The sequence below is a fragment of the Eubacteriales bacterium mix99 genome, assembly GCA_038396605.1.
Classification (GTDB): domain Bacteria; phylum Bacillota; class Clostridia; order Caldicoprobacterales; family DTU083; genus UBA4874.
On record CP121690.1, the window covers coordinates 800,753 to 821,152 of the forward strand.

At 49.4% G+C, this 20,400-nt stretch carries 17 protein-coding genes, 1 tRNA gene and 1 pseudogene; 11 read left to right on the top strand and 8 right to left on the bottom strand.

The annotated features are described in order from the left end of the window. Nucleotides 1–27: 27 nt before the first annotated feature. The 5 genes from QBE55_03325 to QBE55_03345 form a co-directional block, all read right to left on the bottom strand. Nucleotides 28–1,557: an FGGY-family carbohydrate kinase gene (locus QBE55_03325; GenBank protein WZL79209.1), complete on the bottom strand. Its 1,530-nt coding sequence runs from the start codon at nucleotides 1,555–1,557 to the stop codon at nucleotides 28–30. A gap of 5 nt (nucleotides 1,558–1,562) precedes the next feature. Next, nucleotides 1,563–2,426 (bottom strand): tagatose-bisphosphate aldolase subunit GatY, encoded by an 864-nt coding sequence (gene gatY / locus QBE55_03330; GenBank protein ID WZL79210.1) that lies wholly within the window; start codon nucleotides 2,424–2,426, stop codon nucleotides 1,563–1,565. Between the two features lie 54 nt (nucleotides 2,427–2,480). Further along, on the bottom strand, nucleotides 2,481–2,873 hold the full coding sequence (locus tag QBE55_03335; GenBank protein WZL79211.1) for a pyridoxamine 5'-phosphate oxidase family protein: 393 nt from the start codon (nucleotides 2,871–2,873) through the stop codon (nucleotides 2,481–2,483). A gap of 67 nt (nucleotides 2,874–2,940) precedes the next feature. Next, nucleotides 2,941–3,831: an ADP-ribosylglycohydrolase family protein gene (locus QBE55_03340; protein WZL79212.1), complete on the bottom strand. Its 891-nt coding sequence runs from the start codon at nucleotides 3,829–3,831 to the stop codon at nucleotides 2,941–2,943. Between the two features lie 310 nt (nucleotides 3,832–4,141). Then, nucleotides 4,142–4,217, bottom strand: a tRNA-Val gene (locus QBE55_03345). A 195-nt stretch (nucleotides 4,218–4,412) separates the two neighbouring features. Between QBE55_03345 and QBE55_03350 the strand changes: the two genes are divergently transcribed. The 10 genes from QBE55_03350 (at nucleotide 4,413) to QBE55_03395 (ending at nucleotide 16,629) form a co-directional block, all read left to right on the top strand. Further along, a complete protein-coding gene (locus QBE55_03350) occupies nucleotides 4,413–5,498 on the top strand; it encodes a serine hydrolase (GenBank protein ID WZL79213.1) in 1,086 nt (361 codons plus the stop codon). A 145-nt stretch (nucleotides 5,499–5,643) separates the two neighbouring features. Next, entirely contained in the window at nucleotides 5,644–6,909 is a 1,266-nt protein-coding gene (locus QBE55_03355) for a glutamate-cysteine ligase family protein (protein WZL79214.1), read from the top strand. Nucleotides 6,910–6,938: 29 nt separating this feature from the next. Next, a complete protein-coding gene (locus QBE55_03360) occupies nucleotides 6,939–8,276 on the top strand; it encodes a hypothetical protein (protein WZL79215.1) in 1,338 nt (445 codons plus the stop codon). 212 nt (nucleotides 8,277–8,488) lie between these two features. After that, nucleotides 8,489–9,340 carry a MurR/RpiR family transcriptional regulator gene (locus QBE55_03365; protein WZL79216.1) on the top strand — a complete coding sequence of 284 codons (852 nt, stop codon included), beginning with the start codon at nucleotides 8,489–8,491 and terminating at the stop codon, nucleotides 9,338–9,340. Between the two features lie 113 nt (nucleotides 9,341–9,453). Next, nucleotides 9,454–10,470, top strand: coding sequence for an N-acetylmuramic acid 6-phosphate etherase (murQ, locus tag QBE55_03370; protein ID WZL79217.1), 1,017 nt, complete (start codon nucleotides 9,454–9,456; stop codon nucleotides 10,468–10,470). Between the two features lie 96 nt (nucleotides 10,471–10,566). After that, the gene (locus QBE55_03375; GenBank protein WZL79218.1) at nucleotides 10,567–11,520 is read left to right on the top strand and encodes an ABC transporter permease subunit; all 954 of its coding nucleotides are present in this window, start codon (nucleotides 10,567–10,569) and stop codon (nucleotides 11,518–11,520) included. Nucleotides 11,521–11,544: 24 nt separating this feature from the next. Next, on the top strand, nucleotides 11,545–12,438 hold the full coding sequence (locus QBE55_03380; protein ID WZL79219.1) for a carbohydrate ABC transporter permease: 894 nt from the start codon (nucleotides 11,545–11,547) through the stop codon (nucleotides 12,436–12,438). 87 nt (nucleotides 12,439–12,525) lie between these two features. Then, nucleotides 12,526–14,118: an extracellular solute-binding protein gene (locus QBE55_03385; protein ID WZL79220.1), complete on the top strand. Its 1,593-nt coding sequence runs from the start codon at nucleotides 12,526–12,528 to the stop codon at nucleotides 14,116–14,118. Nucleotides 14,119–14,298: 180 nt separating this feature from the next. Next, the gene (locus tag QBE55_03390) at nucleotides 14,299–15,447 is read left to right on the top strand and encodes a DUF1343 domain-containing protein (GenBank protein ID WZL79221.1); all 1,149 of its coding nucleotides are present in this window, start codon (nucleotides 14,299–14,301) and stop codon (nucleotides 15,445–15,447) included. Between the two features lie 186 nt (nucleotides 15,448–15,633). Next, nucleotides 15,634–16,629 carry a BadF/BadG/BcrA/BcrD ATPase family protein gene (locus QBE55_03395; protein WZL79222.1) on the top strand — a complete coding sequence of 332 codons (996 nt, stop codon included), beginning with the start codon at nucleotides 15,634–15,636 and terminating at the stop codon, nucleotides 16,627–16,629. An 86-nt stretch (nucleotides 16,630–16,715) separates the two neighbouring features. On the opposite strand, the gene QBE55_03400 is transcribed toward QBE55_03395, so the two are convergent. The 3 genes and pseudogenes from QBE55_03400 to QBE55_03410 all read right to left on the bottom strand — a co-directional run bounded on the left by QBE55_03400 (nucleotide 16,716) and on the right by QBE55_03410 (nucleotide 19,439). Then, nucleotides 16,716–17,366: a glycerol-3-phosphate acyltransferase gene (locus tag QBE55_03400; protein ID WZL79223.1), complete on the bottom strand. Its 651-nt coding sequence runs from the start codon at nucleotides 17,364–17,366 to the stop codon at nucleotides 16,716–16,718. Beyond that, complete coding sequence (locus tag QBE55_03405; protein WZL79224.1) at nucleotides 17,363–18,493, bottom strand: glycosyltransferase family 2 protein; 1,131 nt, start codon at nucleotides 18,491–18,493, stop codon at nucleotides 17,363–17,365. The genes QBE55_03400 and QBE55_03405 overlap by 4 nt, the downstream gene beginning before the upstream one ends. Before the next feature lie 274 nt (nucleotides 18,494–18,767). Further along, nucleotides 18,768–19,439 (bottom strand): annotated as a pseudogene (locus QBE55_03410) (uracil-DNA glycosylase). 324 nt (nucleotides 19,440–19,763) lie between these two features. Here QBE55_03410 and QBE55_03415 point away from each other — a divergent pair. After that, nucleotides 19,764–20,108 (top strand): hypothetical protein, encoded by a 345-nt coding sequence (locus QBE55_03415; GenBank protein ID WZL79225.1) that lies wholly within the window; start codon nucleotides 19,764–19,766, stop codon nucleotides 20,106–20,108. Nucleotides 20,109–20,400 lie beyond the last annotated feature (292 nt).

The following is a 20,400-nucleotide window of genomic DNA, read 5'->3' on the forward strand; positions in this document are numbered from 1 at the left end:
CCGGATTCTTCCCGGATTTCTTTCAAGCTACCCTTTGCTTACCCTTTCCGCTTCCCGGAAAACGTCCTTCAATTGATCGTATAAGCTCCGGTAAATCCCATAATATCCACTATACTGCAAATAAAGATTCCGATCCGGCTCATGGACCCTGGTGATCCTGCAGGTCCGCTTCACTGCCTCCTCAAAATCCCGGTACACACCCGTGCCGACTCCGGCCAGTATGGCAGCACCCAACGCGGTAGCCGTATCAGAAGCCGAAACCCGGATGGTCTTTCCCGTCACATCACTTTTGATCTGCGTCCACAGGCTGCTGTTGGCCGCTCCTCCCATGGCCGTCAGCTCAAGGGCCTCCGCTCCCGCTTCCTCCGCTGTTTTTAAATTGTGCAGAAGAGCATAGGCACAACCTTCCATGGTCGCACGGATCATATGAGCCCGGGTCTTATGATAATCCAACCCGAAATATACTCCTTTGGCATGCTTGTCCCAGACCGGAGACCGTTCCCCTGCCATATAAGGCAGAAACAATACGCCTTCGGACCCAGGGACAATGCCGGAAGCCTCCTCATCCATAATCTGAAAAACGCCTTTGCCCGACTGCTTCGCCTGTGCTTCCTCAGATGCGCCGAATTCCTGCCGAAACCATTTCAGCGTCCCGCCGCCTCCCACCGTTCCGCCCTGAAGAAGCCACCGATCCGGAACAACGTGCCGGCCCAGGATCAGTCTGGGATGCGCTTTTGGCTGACTGAGACAGATACTCATGCCGCCGGCCTGCCCTCCCTGCTCCTGTGTCTGACCGGGATAAATCACTCCTGCCCCAAGGGCTCCGCATGCCGCGTCCAGGCCCCCGGCAACAACAGGGATCCCAGAAGGCAAGCCCATGGCTTCCCCGGCTTCCCGGGTGACTTCTCCCACGACCTTATCACATGGAAACAGCTCCGGAAGCTTCTCCAGAGGGATCCCCAGCTCCCCGCTCAGCTTTTCATCCCATTGCCCGTTCTTCATATGAAACACGTGCAGGCCGTACCCCTGGGAAAGATCCTGTGTGAAGACTCCGGTAAGGCGATACACAATATAACTGTTGCTCTGCAGAAACTGAAAGGTATTCTGAAAGATCTCCGGCCTCTGTTCCCGGAACCATAAAATCTTCGGCGTGGTATAAGTGGGCTCGAACGGATTCCCACAGACCTGAAAAATCCGCTCGTATCCCAGCCTCTCCAGGACCTCCCGGCAAATCTCCCCGCTGCGGGTGTCCATCCAGATGGGAGTATTGCAGAGCACATGACCCTGCCGGTCCACGGGAATGGCTGACCAGCTCTGTCCTGCCACGCCTATGCCGGCAATCTGGCGGACATCAACCCGGGAAGCATCGATCATCCCCCGGACTGCCCGGCAGACCGCTTCCCACCATTCCAGCGGGTTCTGCTCCGCACAGCCCGGTGCAGGATAACAGACCGGATATTCCTCTGTGGACTGGCACATCACATTTCCTTCCGGATCAAACAGGGCCGCCTTGCAGGCGGATGTGCCGATGTCCATTCCCATCAGCAGTTTTCCCATCTTTCTCACCACCGGGAAGCAAATCCGCTGCTTCCGCATAGCCGGATTTTTTTGCGTACCACTTCTTGAACGGCTTCCTTTGCCGCGCCCATATAATTCCTGGGATCATTTTCCTTCGGATTGTTCCGGAAGCACTCGCGGATCGCCTCCGCCATGGGAATCTTCAACTCGGTTGCAATGTTGATCTTGCAGATCCCCCGCCGAATCGCCTCCCGGACGCTGTCGTCCGGCACCCCGGAAGCACCGTGCAGCACCAGCGGCACATCGACTTCCTGCCGGATGGCGGTTAACCGTTCAAAATCCAGCTTTGGCTCGCCGTGATACTCTCCGTGGGCAGTGCCGATGGCAACGGCAAGACTGTCAATCCCGGCAGCCTCCACAAATGCCTTCGCCTCTGAGGGAACGGTAAATGTCGCTTCCCTCTCGTCCACGGTCAGAACGTCCTCCGTGCCGCCGATGCGGCCCAGCTCCCCTTCCACTGCCACACCGGCACAGTGAGCCGTTTCCGCTGCCTTTTTCACCAGTTTCACATTTTCCTCATAAGGCAATTTGGACCCGTCGATCATAACAGAGGTATACCCGTGCTGAATGCACTGTACAATGGTTCGGTATGACGGACAATGGTCGACATGAAGGGCAATGGGGATATCGTAAAGCTGTGCGGCTGTCTTTACGCATGCTGCAATATAGGGGATACCCGCATGCTGCAGAGTACCCGGTGTCGTCTGGATCATGACGGGTGCCCTCTCCTCCGCGGCGCCTTCCACAACAGCCTGTATGGTCTCCAGGTTGTGTACGTTGAAGGCCGCCACCGCAATTCCTTCCTCTGTGGCTTTCTGCAAAAGCTCCAGTGGATTCGTCAGAGACATAAGATTCCTCCTTCTGTATGTTCCATGACAATCTATGGGTTGGGTTTATACCAATCAGAACTTAACTACTTCCGAAGGCTCGGTAAAGGAAGAAATCACCGCTGTGGCATCTTTCAGATAAAATACGGTGCAGTTCCCGTCTCCCGGAGCATACATCTCCTTCAGAGACGGATAGCTTTCCAGCATATGAACGTTCGGCTCCAGGCGGTTGTCCTCCACCGCAGTGCCGCTGATCCGGATCCATCTGCCGTCCAGCATGGCACAGACCTCAACCTCGGGGCATGCCTTCATCTGCCGATACACAGCCTTTTTCCTGCCGGTTTGAAAATACATTCTGCCCTCGAACAGATCCACGGCGCCGAAGGGACGGACTCTGGCGCTGTTCCCATCTATCGTGGCCAGATAAAAGGTTTCGGCTTTCTTCAGGAAATCATATACTTCCCTCATCGTTTTCTCCTCTTTTCTTTCCTTTATCTTTTGACGAATACAATAATTTTATTTTATCTATTCTCTGTCAGATGCCATTATCCTTGTTTTCTTTCTCCGGTTCCGTTGACTTATTATTGTTTTCCTTCCTGTCCCGTATAAAGGCAATCCAGTCATCATAAATGCCCCGAAGATAAGGATCCAGGTAAGCAAGGGCTCTTTCCCGGATTTCATCCGGCACTCCATAAAAGGCTTCCGCCACGGAACCGGTAATTGCCGCCAAAGTATCGCTGTCTCCGCCCAAAGAAATGGCTATGCGGATCGCGTCTTCAAAAGAAGTGGATTCCAGAAATGCCTCAATCGACTGCGGTACCGTTCCCTGACACGTTTCATTGAACTCATATGCATCCCGGATCACATCGATCGTAAAGTCCAGAGGGTAATAGTCGTTGTTGATCCGTTTGCGGATCTCCATTTTTGATTTCCCGTGTCTTGCCATAAAAACGGCTACGGCTACGGCCTCTGCGCCTTTCATGCCTTCTTCATGGTTATGCGTAACCTGCGTAACAGCATCAGCCAGGGATATGGCTTCCCCCTCTGTCCCTGCTGCAAAACCCGCCGGGCTCACCCGCATGGCGGCCCCGTTTCCAAAGCTGTTATACGGTTTGGGGACCTCGCTGGCGATCCACTGGGCAAACATTCCTCCATAACCGCATTCCGGATACTTCCTGCCGATCTCCCGCAGGTATTTGTTTGCCATCCATTCCGCCATTACATAAAACTTTTCCCCGGTTTCCGGTTTGCCAATCAGCGGCCGGATTACTTTGCAGGTTTCCATAATCGCTTTGGCAACGGCCAGCGTCAGGATACTGTCATCCGTCACATGGCATTCCTCAGAAAAGAGTTCGAAGTCCTTCTTCCTATAATTGTTGAATTCAAACCGAGAGCCGGCAATATCGCCAACAATCGCACCGATCATATAAAGATTCCTCCCCTGGTTTCTGTCTCCTGAAACGGTTTTCTCCCCAATTCGGAAACTCCATGCAGAATGATCCCCCATACTGTCACCTTTTATATTATCCATTATATCACACGATGTAAAGTACAGTGAAATAAATTGGCTTTGCTATAAAATATTATGGCAAAAAGGAACGAAATTCAGGGAATATTGACGAAAACATTTTTACATACTCAACATCTTCACAAAAAAACATATGCCGGTAATCGCTGATAATTTTCTTACATAAATAAAGGCAGCCTGCTATTCTATCCCTGACAAGCTGCGATGCTGGTGGGCAATGGGGGACTCGAACCCTCGACTTCTACCATGTGACGGTAGCACTCTGCCAGCTGAGTTAATTGCCCACATCAAAGGCCATGTAAAATAAATTTTGCCTTCCTCATCATTATACCTCCTTCCGACCGATCTTTCAATAGCTTTTTCAAATTTTGCAAATTTCCTTCCATTTATTCGTGTCCCCGTGTTACAGGCCATGTCGGGATGGTATAATATGTTCATCCTAAGTATTTCCGGAGAATCAAAAGGAGATGTCAATGAATATGAAAATGAGAGAAGAAAAAAAGGCGGTCATCCGGGATCTGATTCGGACGGCTGTGGCTGAAGATGCCTTTCCCTGTGCTTCCATCCTGGCAGGCACCCCGGATGAAGTTCTGTTGGAGTATACTGCAGGCAGCCGGTCCGTTTATCCGGAAAGGCTGCCTCTGAACCGGGACACCCTGTTTGATATGGCCTCTCTGACAAAGGTATTGGCCACAGCTCCCCTGGCCATGGCCTTTGTGGAACAGGGAAAAATCAGCCTGGCAGACAAAGTCGCCGATTACCTTCCCCCCTTCTCTGACGGCCCGGGAAAGGAGATTACGCTGGGACAGCTGCTGACCCATACAGCCGGGCTTGCCCCCGACCTTGCGCTGTATGATCTGTGCGACAAACCGGAAGATGACATCATGCAGATTGCAGAACATGGCATCCGCTTTCCCGCAGGAATACAGGTAACATACAGCGATCTGGGGTTCATTGTCATGGGACGTGTCCTGGAAGCCGTGGGCGAAGACACCCTGGATCACCTGTCCGCAAAATACCTTTACCAGCCCATGGGTATGCGGCATACCGGCTTTTGTCCGGCATCGGACAATGTTGCCGCAACGGAGGAAAATCACCACACCTGCAGGATCGTAAATGGACTTGTTCACGACGAAAATGCCCGGTTTCTGGGCGGAGTTGCCGGACACGCCGGACTGTTCTCCCATGCATCGGATATCAGCAAATACGCTGTCCTGCTGTTGAGCGGCGGCAAAATCGGGAACCGGCGGATACTGTCCAAAGCTTCCATTGCAGCCATGACCCGAAATTATACCTATGCATTGGGAGAGGACCGCGGCCTTGGCTGGTCGTTGAAAACGGACCGGGTCCCCGGAACGGATTCCTATGCCAACGCAGGAGGCGAGCTGGCTCTTCCGGGTTCTTACGGACACACCGGCTTTACCGGCACCTCCATCTGGCTGGATAACTTCCTCGGAGTCTATCTCATCTGTCTGACCAACCGGGTTCATTACGGCAGGGAAAACCAGAAAATCATCCGGTTCCGCAGGCTGCTGCACAATATGTTTTTTTCCTCCCTGGAGTAAAGGAAAGGAATCGGTGAAAATAGATTGCAGGGAATGGACGCTGTCTGCAAATTGGCGCCGTTTGTTCTTTTCCCATGCTCATGGTATACTTTATATGTGAAATGGAACATGGAACTGAACGGAAGCAATGGACAAAGGAGTAATAATGAACAGTTATTTTAAGCAACAGAATCTGAAGATTTTGGAAGATTATTTTCGCAATGGATGTAAATTAAATTGTATTCAAAAACTTGGTATGGAGATTGAACATATCATCGTGCACAAAGATACCAAGAAAGCGGTAACCTATTATGAGGATCATGGAATTGGCTGGCTGCTTGCACAGCTCAAATCATATTATCCCCATTTTATCTATGAACAGGACAGCCTTTTGGGATTATCCAACGCCGACTATTCCATCAGTCTGGAGCCGGCAGCCCAGTTTGAGATCAGCATCACCCCGAGGGAAGATATCCGGACCATCATGAGGATTTATCGCAGTTTCCTGAATATAATACAGCCGATTCTGGATCAGGAAGGGTATGAATTATGGAACATCGGATATCAGCCGGAAAGTCATGTGGATGACCTGCCCCTGATTCCCAAAAAGCGATATCGGTATATGGATCGGTACTTCAGGACTTCCGGCACCCGGGGAAGAAATATGATGAGGGGAACCGCAGCGACGCAGATATCCATCGATTACTGCAGTGAGGAGGACTTTGTCCGCAAATATCGCACGGCATATCTGATTATGCCGGCTATCAGGCTTTTGACGGACAACACGCCGATCTTCGAAGGGAAACCCTGGCCGGGCCATCTTGTCCGTACAAAAATCTGGGACAATGTGGACCCGAAACGGTGCGGCAGTCCGGACGGCCTTTTTGATGACAATTTTAGCTTCCATACCTATGCTGAATATCTGTGGAACATGCCGCCTGTTATGAAGCCGGAAGACGGGGATTTCGTCTTTTCAGGGGAGGATCGTGTCAGCGATATCTGGGGCGAAAAGCGGATGACTCCCGAAGATGTGGAGCATATTATCTCCATGACTTTTGTGGACGTTCGGCTGAAAAATTATGTGGAAATCCGCGGCGCAGACAGCATGCCCGCCGAATATATGAAGGCATATCTGGCCCTTGTCAAGGGTGTTTTCTTTCAATCGGAAGTTGCGAAGGACTTGCTCAGCCGATATCATGTAACGATTGAGGATATTCATAAAGCAAACCAGTCCCTTTCCAGGGATGGATATCAGGGGAAAATCTATGGAGTGCCGGCTGACCAGTTTACAGGAGAGCTGCTGGAGATGGCAAAAGATCATCTCACAAACGGAGAAGAGAAATTCCTGGATCCTTTTATCCTTCTGGTAAATCAGAAAACAACTTTGGCTGCAGAATATCAAAAGAAAAACCTGCGGAGAATTTTAAAATAAATTTCCGCAAAAAGGAGTTCGGATTCATTTTGAAATCAATATTGAGATCAATACAGGAAGAGTATAAATCCTATATCACAGAACATATGAGGGAAAATGCCGCATCCGCGCTATCCGTGGAAGACTTTCTTTCCCATTCCCCCGCTTACTACCATGGACGCGTTCATGTTCATCCGCTTCAGATCCCCAAGGTATTTTCACAGGATACGATCCGCACTTTTCAGAATATCGTTCAGACAACCTACCGTATCTTCACCAAGGTGATCCGTGAGTATCTGGATCATCCGGAATACAGAAAGAACTTTCCATTTTCAAAGGAACTCGGGGAACTGATCCTGGTTCCGAATCTCTATGACAGTCTCCTTCCGATGGCAAGATTTGATATCTTTTTCAATGAAGAGGATCATACGTTCCAATTCTGTGAGATCAATACGGACGGAACCAGTGCGATGAACGAGGACAGGCTGCTGAATCAGGCCCTGAAATATAATCCCGCACATGCACATGTGAAAGAAGGCCATCAATTTCAGTCCTTTGAACTCTTTGATACCTGGGTGGAAACCTGTTTATCTTTATATGACACTTATGAGAAGAAAGTTGAAGAACCTCATATCGCCATCGTGGATTTTCTCGAAAATGGCGCTGTCACAGAGTTTGAAGAATTTAAAAAGCGTTTTCAGAATTACGGCTATTCCTGTGAAGTGTGCGAGATCACAAAAATGAAATATCGGAATCATGTATTGTATTCCCCATCCGGACAGTCGGTGGACCTCGTATACAGAAGGGCGGTCACCACGGATATCATGGCCCGGTATGATGAAGTACAGGATTTTATAGGTGCTGTCAAAAATCAGGATGTCTGCGTGATGGGATCATTCTGCACCCAGATCATTCACAATAAATGGCTTTTCAAGGCATTGCGCGAGCAGCCCACATTAAACCTTCTGACAAAAGAAGAGCAGCTGTTCGTAAAGGAACACATTCCCTTCACCAATCTGCTGGATGAGCATTTCTGTGATGTAAATCAGGTGACCGCGGATAAGGACCGATGGATTATCAAGCCACTGGACTCCTATGCGTCAAAGGGCGTGTTTGCGGGCATGGATTACAGCAAGGAAGAATGGAATGCCATTGTAATGAAAAATCTCAATAAAGGATATATTTATCAGGAATATTGTCCCCCGTACCGGACGGAGAATATCTGTTTTACGGATCAGGAAGCAAAATTTAAACCTTACAGCAATATGTCCGGGCTTTTTGTATATAACGGAGCATTTCAGGGGATATATTCCAGACTGTCCGACGGAGGCATCATTTCATCCCAGTACAACGAAAAGGAAGTCGCCACATTGGTTCTGAAAAAATAACCGGGCAGCGTGAATTTTCAGAGGAATGGTTATGGCAACCTATCCATATAAAAATATATTGTATTTCATAAATATGAAAATATATTGCAGTTAATAAAATATATATTGAAAATTATCTACGGCTATGCTATAGTAAGAGAGCCGAAGGAATCCATGGAAGATTCCTTTCAGTTTTACAAAGATCAAAGAATAATGGATCAAAGGATAATGATATGAGAGATATCTTGTTCAATATCAAGGAATGGAAGGATTCGTTCAAGCCTTCCGAAAAGAAAATAGCGGAGTACGTTCTGAAGTATCCGGAGAAGGTCATCAATATGGCCATCACGGAGCTGGCGGATGCCTGTTCCACCAGTGAAGCAAGCATCGTCCGGTTTTCCAGGACCCTGAGCCTAAAGGGATTTCAGGAGTTAAAGATCAAGATCGCCGCATCCCTGACCCGGCAGAATCCTTCACAGAATGACAGCATTGGCGGCATTAACAGGAACGATTCCACGGCCACCATCATGAAAAAAATCGTGGAGTTCAACAGGCAGGCGATTGACCAGACAGCCTCCGTGCTGGACATCAGTGAGCTGGACAAGGCCATTGACATCTTATCCGGAGCCCAGCGGATTGATTTTACGGGGATGGGGGCATCCGGCATCGTGGCCTATGATGCCATGACAAAGTTTATCCGGATCAATACCTTATGCCATTACTATCCGGACAGCCACCTGCAGCTGACATCCGCAGCCAATCTGACAAAAAATGACGCTGCCGTGGGCATTTCCTATTCCGGAGCCACCAGGGAGGTCATCGACATTCTGAAGGTGGCAAAGGAAAGAGGCGCTTCCACGATCAGCATCACAAAGGTCGGGAACTCTCCCCTGACCGAATTTGCGGATGTTGCCCTTTTTGTATCGTCCCAGGAAGCCATTTTCCGGATGGGAGCCATGGCATCCCGTATCGCGCAGCTGAATCTGATCGATATCCTGTTTGTAAACGTGGCAATGAAAAAATACGATAAAAACATGGAGTCTCTGGAGAATACCAGCGGAGCCACTTCCATCCGGAAGGTCTGAGCAGTCTGTACCTGGGATGACAACACGCAAACGCCTCTGCAGCAGAATAAAAAACCGACAGGGATACATGAATCGCACTGCAGAACGAAATCATGAGGAGATGATGCGGACACATGGAAGATCAAAAGGGTTCCGGAATAGATTCGGATCAAGGCAACAAACCGGATCAAGGCAGTAAATCAAAAAGCAAATCAAAAGATGGAAAAATGCAGAACACCGAGGATCTGCTGGGCTCCCTGACAACGGAACAGCAAAACAGCAGCAGCTGGAATATTGACCGGATCGATACTCTGGATATCCTGAAAGTGATGAATGCAGAAGATAAAAAGGTGGCCTATTCGGTGGAAGGAAGTCTGGAGGACGTTGCCCGGGCGGTGGACCGGATCGTCCCCCGGATGAAAAAAGGCGGCCGGCTTCTGTACTTCGGCGCGGGAACCAGCGGAAGGCTGGCAATCCTGGACGCTGCAGAATGTCCGCCTACCTTTGGAACGGATCCACAGTTGGTTCAGGGTTTTATGGCAGGAGGACAGGATGCCTTTCATGTCGCGCAGGAGGATATTGAGGACAGAAAGGAAGAAGGCGTCAGAGAGGTTCAAAGGCAGGCGATCACCGGCCGGGACACCGTCGTCGGTCTGTCCGCCAGCGGCCAGGCAGCCTACATCATCGGAGTATTGAAAGAAGCCGGAAGGCGCGGAGCCCTTACCATCTCCATTACCTGCAATGAACATTCCGCCCTGGATCGGGCAGCGGATATCCCCATCAACACCGTGGTGGGTCCGGAGATATTGATGGGCTCCACCCGGCTCAAAGCCGGTACGGCACAGAAAATGATCCTGAACATGATCTCCACAGCCGTTATGGTCAGGCTCGGGAAAGTATACAGGAATCTGATGGTGGACCTGAATCCCAAAAACAAAAAGCTGATGGAACGGGCCAGGAGAATTATCATGCTGGCTACCGGCGTGTCCTACCGGAAAGCGGAGGATTACCTGAATCGGAGCCACCGGAGTCCAAAGACAGCCATCGTCATGATCGAAACAGGATCCGATTATGAAACCGCCTGCAAATGGCTGAAAGAAGAAGACGGATTCATCGTAAAGGCCGTGGAACACGGGCACAAAAACAACTGAACAACAAAGGGAATCAACAAAGAGAATCAACAAAGAGAATGCTTCAACATGGCCGCACACCTGAATCCAGGTTCTATAAAAGGAGGAAGAAACAGCATGTCCAATGCATCCATGCAGTACCGAACCGCCGGGCCGAAAACGAGCCGGCAGAAAATCGGCAGGAAGATATGGGCCAACCGATGGATTTATCTGATGATTCTTCCGGTTATGGTTTACTACATTTTGTTTCATTACTGGCCCATGCTTTGGCTGAGAATTGCCTTTTACGATTTCAGGATCCTGAAGGGGTTCGAAGGAAGCAAATTCGTGGGATGGAAGCACTTTCAATCCTTTATGAGCAATCCGGATTTTCTGACCATTATGTGGAATACATTGTATCTGAACATCCTGAGTTTGATCTTTTCCTTCCCCGCTCCAATCATCTTTGCAATCTTTCTGAACGAACTGGCAGGGGGAAAGTTCAAAAAGGGTGTGCAGACCATCAGTTATCTGCCGCATTTCCTTTCCATCGTGGTCGTTGTGAGCATGATCCGGAATATCCTCTCCCCTTCCATGGGCATAGTCAACTCCATCCTGAAACAACTGGGAGGAAAGGAAATCTACTTCATTGGAGAGCCCGGATATTTTCGCCCCATTATGATTATTTCCGGGATATGGCAGGAAATGGGCTGGAGTTCCATTATCTTTCTGTCGGCTATTGCCGGCATCAATACGGAATTATATGAATCCGCTGTCATTGATGGCGCCAACAGATGGAAACAGGTCCTGCACATTACGCTCCCGGGCATTTCACAGACCATCATAGTCATGCTGATCCTGCGGATCGGATCCCTGTTGTCGGTAGGATTTGAAAAGGTATATCTGATGCAGAATCCCCATAATCTCGGCGTATCCGAAGTGTTATCCACCTATGTCTATAAACGGGGTATGGTCAACAACAACTACAGTCTGGCAACCGCTGTCGGCCTGTTTAACGGAGCCATCAGCCTGGTTCTTGTGGCAGTGGCAAACAAATTGAGCAAAAAATATTCGGAAATCAGTTTAATATAGAGAGTGAAAAAGGGGGAAGTTCTCATGTCGGCTTCAACCATGAAAACCAAAGGAGAAAAGGTATTTGACGTTTTCAATGTGATTCTCATGTGTCTCCTGATTATTTTGTTTCTCTACCCGGTATTGAATGTACTGGCCATATCACTGAGCTCCAGTTCCCCGGTACAGCGGGGGGAGGTGACCTTTTACCCCATCGGCATAACCGGCAAGGCCTATCACAATATTTTCAACAATCAGCATATCTGGAGATCCTACGCCAATACCATCTACGTGGCAGCGGTCGGCTGTGTGTTGGGAATGATTTTCAGTACAGCCGCAGCATACCCGCTGGCATTCGGTAACTTTTACGGGAAAAAGCTCTATGCGTTCATGATCCTGTTTACCATGTGGTTTGGTGGCGGCATGATCCCGTCCTATCTGGTCATGCGGAATCTGAAACTTCTGGATACCCATTGGGCATTGATATTCAGCTCCCTGGCCCCGGCCTACTATATCATCATTCTGAGAAGCTTTTTTCAGAGCATTCCCATATCCCTGATTGAGTCGGCCAGGCTGGACGGGGCAAACGATGTGATCTGCATGATCCGGATTGTACTTCCGGTCTCCAGGCCGGTCCTTGCCACGGTGGCACTCTGGTTCATCGTCGGGCACTGGAACAGCTTTCTGCCGCCTCTCATGTATTTGAATGACACAGACAAATACACCCTGCAGGTGGTCCTGCATGATATCGTTCTACAGGCCTCCGGAAAATTATATGAGGTGGAAGCTGCGGTGCATGCCGGGGAAGGCAGCATGGTGATCCCGCAGCAGGTGCAGAATGCGGTGATTTTCGTATCCCTGATCCCCATGCTGATGATCTACCCGTTTCTTCAGCGTTATTTTGTAAAAGGCATCCTCATTGGATCCGTCAAGGCCTGAAACAAGTGCGCAGGGATTCCTCCTGCCTGGTTTACAGGGAATCCATAAAATAAAGAAACCCATTCATATGGAAAGGAGTCGAAAAAAATGCAAAAAAAGGCCATAAGACAAATTATCGGGCTGGTATTGTCACTGGTAATGCTCTCCGCGTTCATAGGCTGTTCGAAGAACAGTCCGGAAACAAGCAATCCAAAGCCGAAGGAATCCGCAAAAAAAGGCACGGACGCAAAGGACACCGAAAAAGGAAAAGAATCCCTGAAATTCAGCTACATGAGCAGCATCTGGGGTGTCCATCCGCAGGACGGGACTCCCATCTTTGATGAACTCATGAAACGGACCAATACCGAAATTGATTTTCGCTGGTATCCTACGGATCAGTACGAAGAAAAAGTAACCGTCACACTGGGCTCCGACGATATGCCGGATGTCCTTGCCGGAGGAGGCACTGCCAAACTGGTGGACGAAGGAGCGATCCTCCCGCTGGACGATCTGCTGGAAAGTCACGGAAAAAATATTCTTGCCCAGCTGACGGATGATGATTACCCGTATATGCGCTCTGCCATGGACGGACACATTTATACCGTACCATTTATCCTGGATTTCCCGCCTGCCTACGCCATGCAGATCCGGAAGGACTGGCTGGATAACGTGGGAATTGAAAAAGCACCTGAAACATGGGATGAATGGAAAACCGTATGGAAAGCCTTTAAGGATCAGGACGCCAACAAGGATGGAGACGCCACCAACGAAATTCCCTATGCAGGAGATGTGTATGGCCTGCTGCCGGCCTTTGGAATCAATGTTTCCAACAAAATCGGCTTTACCGTGGACTCCGGCGGAAAATACACTTTAATGTACGGAATGCCGGAATTCCGAACATTCCTCAAAGAAATGCAGTCCATGTACAAGGAAGGCCTGCTGGATAAGGAATTTGCCACCCGGGGCACATATGTTGACAATCCCGAGCTGGAAAAGGTACTGTCCGCAAACCTGGTCGGTTCAACGATGACATGGGCAGCCAATACCCGAACCTCCACGGAAGTCATGAGAGAAGTCGAGCCGAAAGCTGCAATGATCGGCGTACCGCCCATCAAGGGACCGGACGGAAAGCAGGGCATTCCCTCACGGGTGCGGGTCTCCCCCACAGCGTCCATCACGATTGCCGGCGAAGACAAGGCGGAACAGATTATCGACTTCTACAATTACGTATTCAGCGAGGACGGCATCAAACTCATGTCCTACGGACTGGAAGGGACTCATCATGAGATCAGGGACTCCAGGCCCGTGCTGAAGGAACCCTACATCAACTCCTTTGACGATGCCCGGAAGGCCGGACTGAACTTTACCCCATTCCCGCATCTGTTTACGGAGGATGCCTATATGCAGATCACAACCGGCGGCAAGGCCTATGAAGAACTGACGGAGCCAATGCAGTACTTCTATGATGCATTGTATGCCGGTCAGGATTTCTTCTTCACTCCGATTCCGACATTGACCACGGATGCCTACTCGGAGAAACAGGCGGATATTATGCCGAAACTGGAGGCCATGGTGGCGCAGTGCGTTATCGGAGAACTTTCCGTGGACGACTTTTACAAGGAATATGATAAATTGAAACCCATCGGCCTGCAGGATATCCTGGACCAGGGTGAGGAAGCCTGGAAAAAGATCAGTAAATAATTGAAATAAAAACAATCCGCTGCGGTTTTTCCTGTGTTTTCCCTGCCGCATCCTGGCAAACCCATGCCTGCGATGCAAAAATGACAACCTGCCATTTTATGCGAAAATGCGCGAACCGCAGCTATTTTTTATAAAAAATATCCTGTTATGCAAAATTCAAATAAAAGCGAGGCGGATCATATGAAACCCATAATGTGTGGGATCGACCGGATCGAAACAGATCCCGAGATCCTGAAAAACCAAAAAGCCGGTCTGATTACCAATCACACCGGTGTGAACCGGGAACTCGAAAGTACCATCGACATCCTGAAGGAATCGGAAAATCTGGTTTGTCTGTTTGCCCCGGAACATGGAGTCCGAGGGGAATTGCAGGCAGGCGCAACAGTGTCCGATTCCATTGATAAGAACAGCGGCGCAGGGGTATACAGCCTGTATGGAAAGAACCGAAAGCCCACGGAGGCCATGCTCCGGGACGTGGATGTGCTGGTTTACGATATCCAGGACGTGGGAGCGCGATATTATACCTATCTTTCCACCATGGCATGCGGCATGGAAGCGGCAAAAGACACCAAAAAGAAGTTTATGGTGCTGGATCGTCCCAATCCTCTGGGAGGGGTCAGGACGGAAGGGGACATACTGAATTCGAAATTTTCCTCCTTTATCGGCAGATATCCCATTCCTGCAAGATACGGCCTTACCGCAGGGGAACTGGCCGGACTGATCAACTGCGAATTTGGCATCGGCTGCGACCTCGAAGTCGTAAAAATGGACGGATGGAAACGGGACAGGTACTTTGAAGAAACCGGCCTGGATTTCCTGCCCCCCTCCCCCAACATTCCAACCCTGGATACCGCTCTCGCCTATATTGGAACCTGCCTGTTTGAAGGAACCAATGTATCGGAAGGCAGAGGAACCACCCAGCCGTTTTTGATAATCGGAGCGCCATGGATGGACGGATTCCAGACAGCACAGGAATTGAATCACCTGGACCTTCCCGGAGTGAAATTCTGCCCCTGCTATTTTACTCCCACATTTTCAAAATACGAGGGAGAACACTGTGAAGGAATCCGGATCCAGATACGGGATAAATACCGCATACAGCCGTTCCGAATGGGAGTGGCTATCCTTTGCAGCCTGCATGAGAATTATGAAGAGTTCTCCTTTTTGCCGCCTTATAAGGCAGGAGGAACGGCCCCCTTTGACCTGCTGGCTGGAACAACAGAACTGAAAACAGCCATTCAGAGCGGAAATACCGATCCTTTCCTGAAGGATGCAGACTCCCGTCTTGCCGGCTTTGAAAAAACCCGGGAAAAATATTTTCTATACTGAGGAAATGCCACTTAATATTGCGATGGGTCGGGTGGGAAGGTACCAGTAATGCAGCCGGAATCCAGGCAAGGATGAAAAGGACAGGAAAGGAACAAAACAATGAATCCAAAGAATAGAACAGATATCACAAGTACAACGGATCCAACAAATACGACAAATTCAACAGATATGACAGATTCAACAGATATGACAGATTCAACAGATACCGTAAAAAAGACAGAGCCGGGATATATCATGGGAATTGACGGCGGCGGAACCAAAACGCTTCTGAAAATAGCGGGGCCCGGCGGAAAGCTGCTGGCATCCTGTCAGGGAGGGCCAACCAACCTGTACAGCAGCAGCCGGGATACGGTCCGGGCAAACCTTGAGCAGGTCATTCAGGATGGTCTTGCGCAGGCACAGATCCACATGAAAGATCTCGGCTGCATCAGCCTGGGAATGGCGGGAGCGGACCGGCCGCAGGATCATGTCATTCTGAAAGAACTTCTTGCGGGGATTGGAATGCGATGCCGTATCCTCATCACCAACGATGCAGTCACCGCCCTTTACGGTGCCCTAGGAAAGGGAGAAGGCATCATCCTTGTTTCCGGAACCGGCTCCATCTGTTACGGCCAAAAGACGGACGGATCCTCCCACCGGGCAGGCGGATGGGGGCATATCATCGGGGATGAAGGCAGCGGATACGATATCGGACGCCAGATCCTGATGGAAGTCATGAAAAGTTATGACGGACGCAGGGAACCAACCGTTCTGTCCTCCCTGCTGCAGGACGAACGGGATCTGACCTCCCCTGAAAGTCTTCTTCCTTTTGTATATCATTCCGAATCCGGCAAAAGCGATATTGCCGCACTGGGTGTTCTGCTGGACCCGGCCTGTGAAGCCGGGGACCCGGCTGCCCTGCGCATAGCGCGGAACGCTGCCCGGGAATTGTTCCTTTGTGTTGAATCCGTACTGAAAGCCCTGCGGTTTCCGGGAAATCGGACGGAACTTGCCATGCAGGGCGGTGTTCTGGTGAAAGGAAAACAGGTAAAAAAAGAACTGACCGACCTGCTGAACCGCGCCTGTCCCATGGTTTGCATCCGGAAATCCCTGGGGGATGCCGCATGGGGCGCCATACGGATGGCAGCGGAAAAGCAGTCCGGTTCAGCCGGTGCCAATCCGGGTACCGACACCGGATCATGAGTTCAGGCTCTCCGTTCCGAATGCCCAATCGTTGGGTCACAGGCCGTACCCAGTTGGTATGGAATCGTTCATTCGTTCCCGTAGTTTCAGTCCGGATGATGAAACCGGGCAAGGAACTCCTTCACCTGATATTTTTCATCCATTTCCCGCACAAGCCTGCGGAGCTTTGCCCGGTTTGTAAATCTCAGCAGAATCAGATTGCACAGCCAGATCAGGATCAGATAACCCGGATAATTCTGCGAAAAAAGATAAATGCCGACCAGAGCCAGACCGAAAACCACCATCAATCCATCCACTTCGGTTGGAAGAGGTGTCCCATGGGAGACCTGTCGGCCGACAAGGAACAAAACTGCAAGGATAATGGCATAAACCAGGGATACCCGGAATTGTGTCAACGCGCTCCATACTCCGAAAGTCACGGCGATGGCCTTCCCCCCCTGAAATCCCAGGAAGGGAGAAAAGATATGTCCCAGTATGGGTGCAAGGGCCACAGGAATCACTTCCATCCCCTGAATGGAGTCATTCTTCAGCAGAAATACAAGGGGAAAATAACCTTTCAGAAAATCCAGCACAACGCCGGTCAATCCCAGCTTATACCCCGCTGCATGCCATAAATTGAAGGCGCCCGGATTGCCGTCCCCCACCTTTGTCAAGTCCCTGTTCACCAGCCGCGCCAACCAATAGGAAAACATCAGGGAACCACAAAAATACTCCACAATCACATACAGCACAATCATTGATTTTGTCCACCCCCTGCATGAACCTGACGTCCCTTCCAGGGAATGCTGCCGACAATCTTTAACCGATAATGGGAATACAGCATGATATAGACCATAAATAAAGAAGATAAGCCATGAAAAACAGGTATAAATACTTTATAATTGCCGGTATACTTCACAAAATAAAAAATCTGTACGGTATAGATCAGGTAACTGATTAAAAACCAGCGTGCCAAAGAATGATTCAGGATCAGTACAAATGGGGTCAGAATTTCGATCGTGACAAAACCGACGACCCACATCGCCACCAGACATATCGTGGAATGCCGCATGGCTTTCATGCCGGAAACAGCGCTTTTCCCAAATCCCTCTATTTCACTTCTCAGGCCTCCCGGATACATGCGATAGGAAACCTGATCCGTTCCAAGAAAATTGTTCACGGGAATCCCAGATTCCGAAAATCGTTTCCCCAGGCTCAAGTCATCCATGATCTCGGACCGGACACTGCTGTGCCCATTGATTTTCCTGTAATCCGATCTTACTGCCACAATGCAGGAGCCGTACAGCCCCTGGGTATTGCTTTTCCTCTCAAAAGGAGAAGTAAAAGACAATAATCCGAGGATGTTCAGAACCATGGAAAGCCGTTCATAGAATTTTTCCATTTGATGATATGGTATAACGGAAATCGCCCCGCCGCATCGTTCCCTGGTGGCAACAAGAGAATGCAGGGCATTCGGAGCAAGCCGTATATCGGCATCCAGGAAAATCAGGATCTCTCCCGTTGAGTGCAGATACCCGTTCCAGACGGTCCAGTTCTTGCCGGTCCACCCCTCCGGAAGCGGAGGGGTGGAAACGATCCGGACAGGATATTCCTCTGCAATTTCCCTGGTCCGGTCGGAGGAAAAATCATCCACAACAATGATTTCATCGGGCTGTAATGTCTGCTCCTTCAGGGAACGAAGCAGATTGGGAAGGCTTTTTTCCTCATCTCTGGCTGGAATAATGACAGAAATCCTGCGTTTTCCCTCTGGGGCTCCCCTGTGTCTCGCGTCCAGGGTCCTTCCTTCGGTATGGTCCAGTTGGAGATTGGCAAACAAAACAAAGCCTGTCATACAAAGAAGAAAATAAATAAGGACAATGGTCAAAGAAATCACACTCCTCCTTTTTATACATTTGATGCCGGATACGAACATTTCCCCTGTTTCATGCTGACCTTTCCGTATACTGGAATTCCTATAGAGCCCTCTGCCTATATATACCCCATCTCCTGCCTTTCTACTAATATTCTACTGTCAGATATGGCGCAATAGACTTCCTTTATCCTGTTTCTTTTCATACCCCGTCTCATGCTCCGTCCCGTTCCCCATGACGGAGGGACCGGTCCGAAGCCGTCTTCGCTGCAGGGTGTGCGGCATCCGGGAGATCCGGTATCTGCCAGTCAATCGGCTCCTGTCCTGTGCCTGTCAGAAAGGCATTGGCCCGGGAGAAATGCCGGCACCCGAAGAATCCCCTGTTGGCAGAAAGCGGACTGGGATGCACCGAAGTCAGCACAAGATGCCTGGTGTTGGTAATATAGGCAGCCTTGCTCTTCGCATTGCTTCCCCACAAAAGAAATACAACCGGTGTGGATTTTTCATTCAGCAGGCGGATAATCCGATCCGTAAAGATCTCCCACCCCCTGTTATGATGGGAATTGGCCTGGCCCGCCACAACGGTCAGACTGGTATTCAGCAGCAGAACCCCCTGCTTTGCCCACGGAATCAGGCATCCGTTGTTTGGAATATAGCATCCGAGATCCGTTTCCAGTTCCTTGTAGATGTTTACAAGGGAAGGAGGAATCCGGACTTCCTTCTGCACGGAAAACGCCAGCCCATGAGCCTGTCCCGGCCCATGATAGGGATCCTGCCCCAATATTACCACCCTGGTATCCTTATAGGAAGTTAACCGCAATGCTTCGAATATCTTGTACATATCCGGATAAATGGTCTTTGTCCCATACTCCCGTTTCAGGAACTGTCTCAGCTTCAGATAGTAATTCTGTTTGAATTCATCCTTCAGCAGATCGTCCCAATCATTCCCCAATGGTATCAAACTATCACCTTATCGTTTTTTTGATCTTTCATCTTTCCTGCTGATCTTTCGGATTCCCTGCAATTTCCAGGCACTTTAAATTCCCTGGGCTTTTGGATTCCCGGAAACACTGCAAAATCCTACGGAATCTCCTTATCATTGCAGCATTCCAACTCTGCCCTGCAGGGATAAGGTACACTATATACATAATATCACATGAAAACCTGAAAAACCAGATGGACTTTGCCGAAAAAGTGCTCTAAATCCCATAAAACATTATTTACAGAACCTTCACATTTCCTTAACAGAGTGATACTATAATAAAAATAGAGGGAGGTCTTTGGAATGGATCAAATTTACCCAACTTTATTGAAAATATTGACGATTGTATTATTGGTTCGGGTTGGCCTGTCCATCCTGACCGATATTATAGTAACAAGGAAGATGAAGAAAGCAGAAAAGAATGCCATTCAACTGGATCCCAGGGATCTGGAGTTGCTGAAGCAAAAAATAGAGAAACAGGAGTCCAAACCGCAGCTTCATCCTGCAGAAGAAGATAATATGGTCCAGGATGACTGCTGCGGCAAGCTGATTGAAAAGAGCAAAGCTTATATCATATACAAAAATAACCAATATCATCATTTCTGCAGTTGGGAGTGCCGGCAGAAATACCTTGAAAACATGGGCTGAAAGCCGCTCCGGAGCCGAAAAAATAAAACAACAGGCAGGAAACGAACAAGGCAGTTCTGGCAGGTTCTCTTTAATAACTTGCCTGTTTTTTTGTCCAGAATCACATTTCTTCTACATTCTTCTGTCCAAAAATGCATTCTTTCAAACCTTAAATGCAGAAAACACTCAAATGCAGAAAGCCAATGCCTTTTTGTTTTATGCAATAGCTGTGCTATAATATTGACGCGTTTGGAAAACAATATTTTATTGGAGAGGAATGCAGAAGAAAAGTATGGGAGCCATGAGGACGAAA

Excerpts from the sequence above, each read along its gene's own strand:
- QBE55_03325 (WZL79209.1), bottom strand. The coding sequence starts at position 1,557 with ATGGGAAAACTGCTGATGGGAATGGACATCGGCACATCCGCCTGCAAG.
- gatY (WZL79210.1), bottom strand. The coding sequence starts at position 2,426 with ATGTCTCTGACGAATCCACTGGAGCTTTTGCAGAAAGCCACAGAGGAA.
- QBE55_03335 (WZL79211.1), bottom strand. The coding sequence starts at position 2,873 with ATGAGGGAAGTATATGATTTCCTGAAGAAAGCCGAAACCTTTTATCTG.
- QBE55_03340 (WZL79212.1), bottom strand. The coding sequence starts at position 3,831 with ATGATCGGTGCGATTGTTGGCGATATTGCCGGCTCTCGGTTTGAATTC.
- QBE55_03350 (WZL79213.1), top strand. The coding sequence starts at position 4,413 with ATGAAAATGAGAGAAGAAAAAAAGGCGGTCATCCGGGATCTGATTCGG.
- QBE55_03355 (WZL79214.1), top strand. The coding sequence starts at position 5,644 with ATGAACAGTTATTTTAAGCAACAGAATCTGAAGATTTTGGAAGATTAT.
- QBE55_03365 (WZL79216.1), top strand. The coding sequence starts at position 8,489 with ATGAGAGATATCTTGTTCAATATCAAGGAATGGAAGGATTCGTTCAAG.
- murQ (WZL79217.1), top strand. The coding sequence starts at position 9,454 with ATGGAAGATCAAAAGGGTTCCGGAATAGATTCGGATCAAGGCAACAAA.
- QBE55_03375 (WZL79218.1), top strand. The coding sequence starts at position 10,567 with ATGTCCAATGCATCCATGCAGTACCGAACCGCCGGGCCGAAAACGAGC.
- QBE55_03380 (WZL79219.1), top strand. The coding sequence starts at position 11,545 with ATGTCGGCTTCAACCATGAAAACCAAAGGAGAAAAGGTATTTGACGTT.
- QBE55_03385 (WZL79220.1), top strand. The coding sequence starts at position 12,526 with ATGCAAAAAAAGGCCATAAGACAAATTATCGGGCTGGTATTGTCACTG.
- QBE55_03390 (WZL79221.1), top strand. The coding sequence starts at position 14,299 with ATGAAACCCATAATGTGTGGGATCGACCGGATCGAAACAGATCCCGAG.
- QBE55_03395 (WZL79222.1), top strand. The coding sequence starts at position 15,634 with ATGACAGATTCAACAGATACCGTAAAAAAGACAGAGCCGGGATATATC.
- QBE55_03400 (WZL79223.1), bottom strand. The coding sequence starts at position 17,366 with ATGATTGTGCTGTATGTGATTGTGGAGTATTTTTGTGGTTCCCTGATG.
- QBE55_03415 (WZL79225.1), top strand. The coding sequence starts at position 19,764 with ATGGATCAAATTTACCCAACTTTATTGAAAATATTGACGATTGTATTA.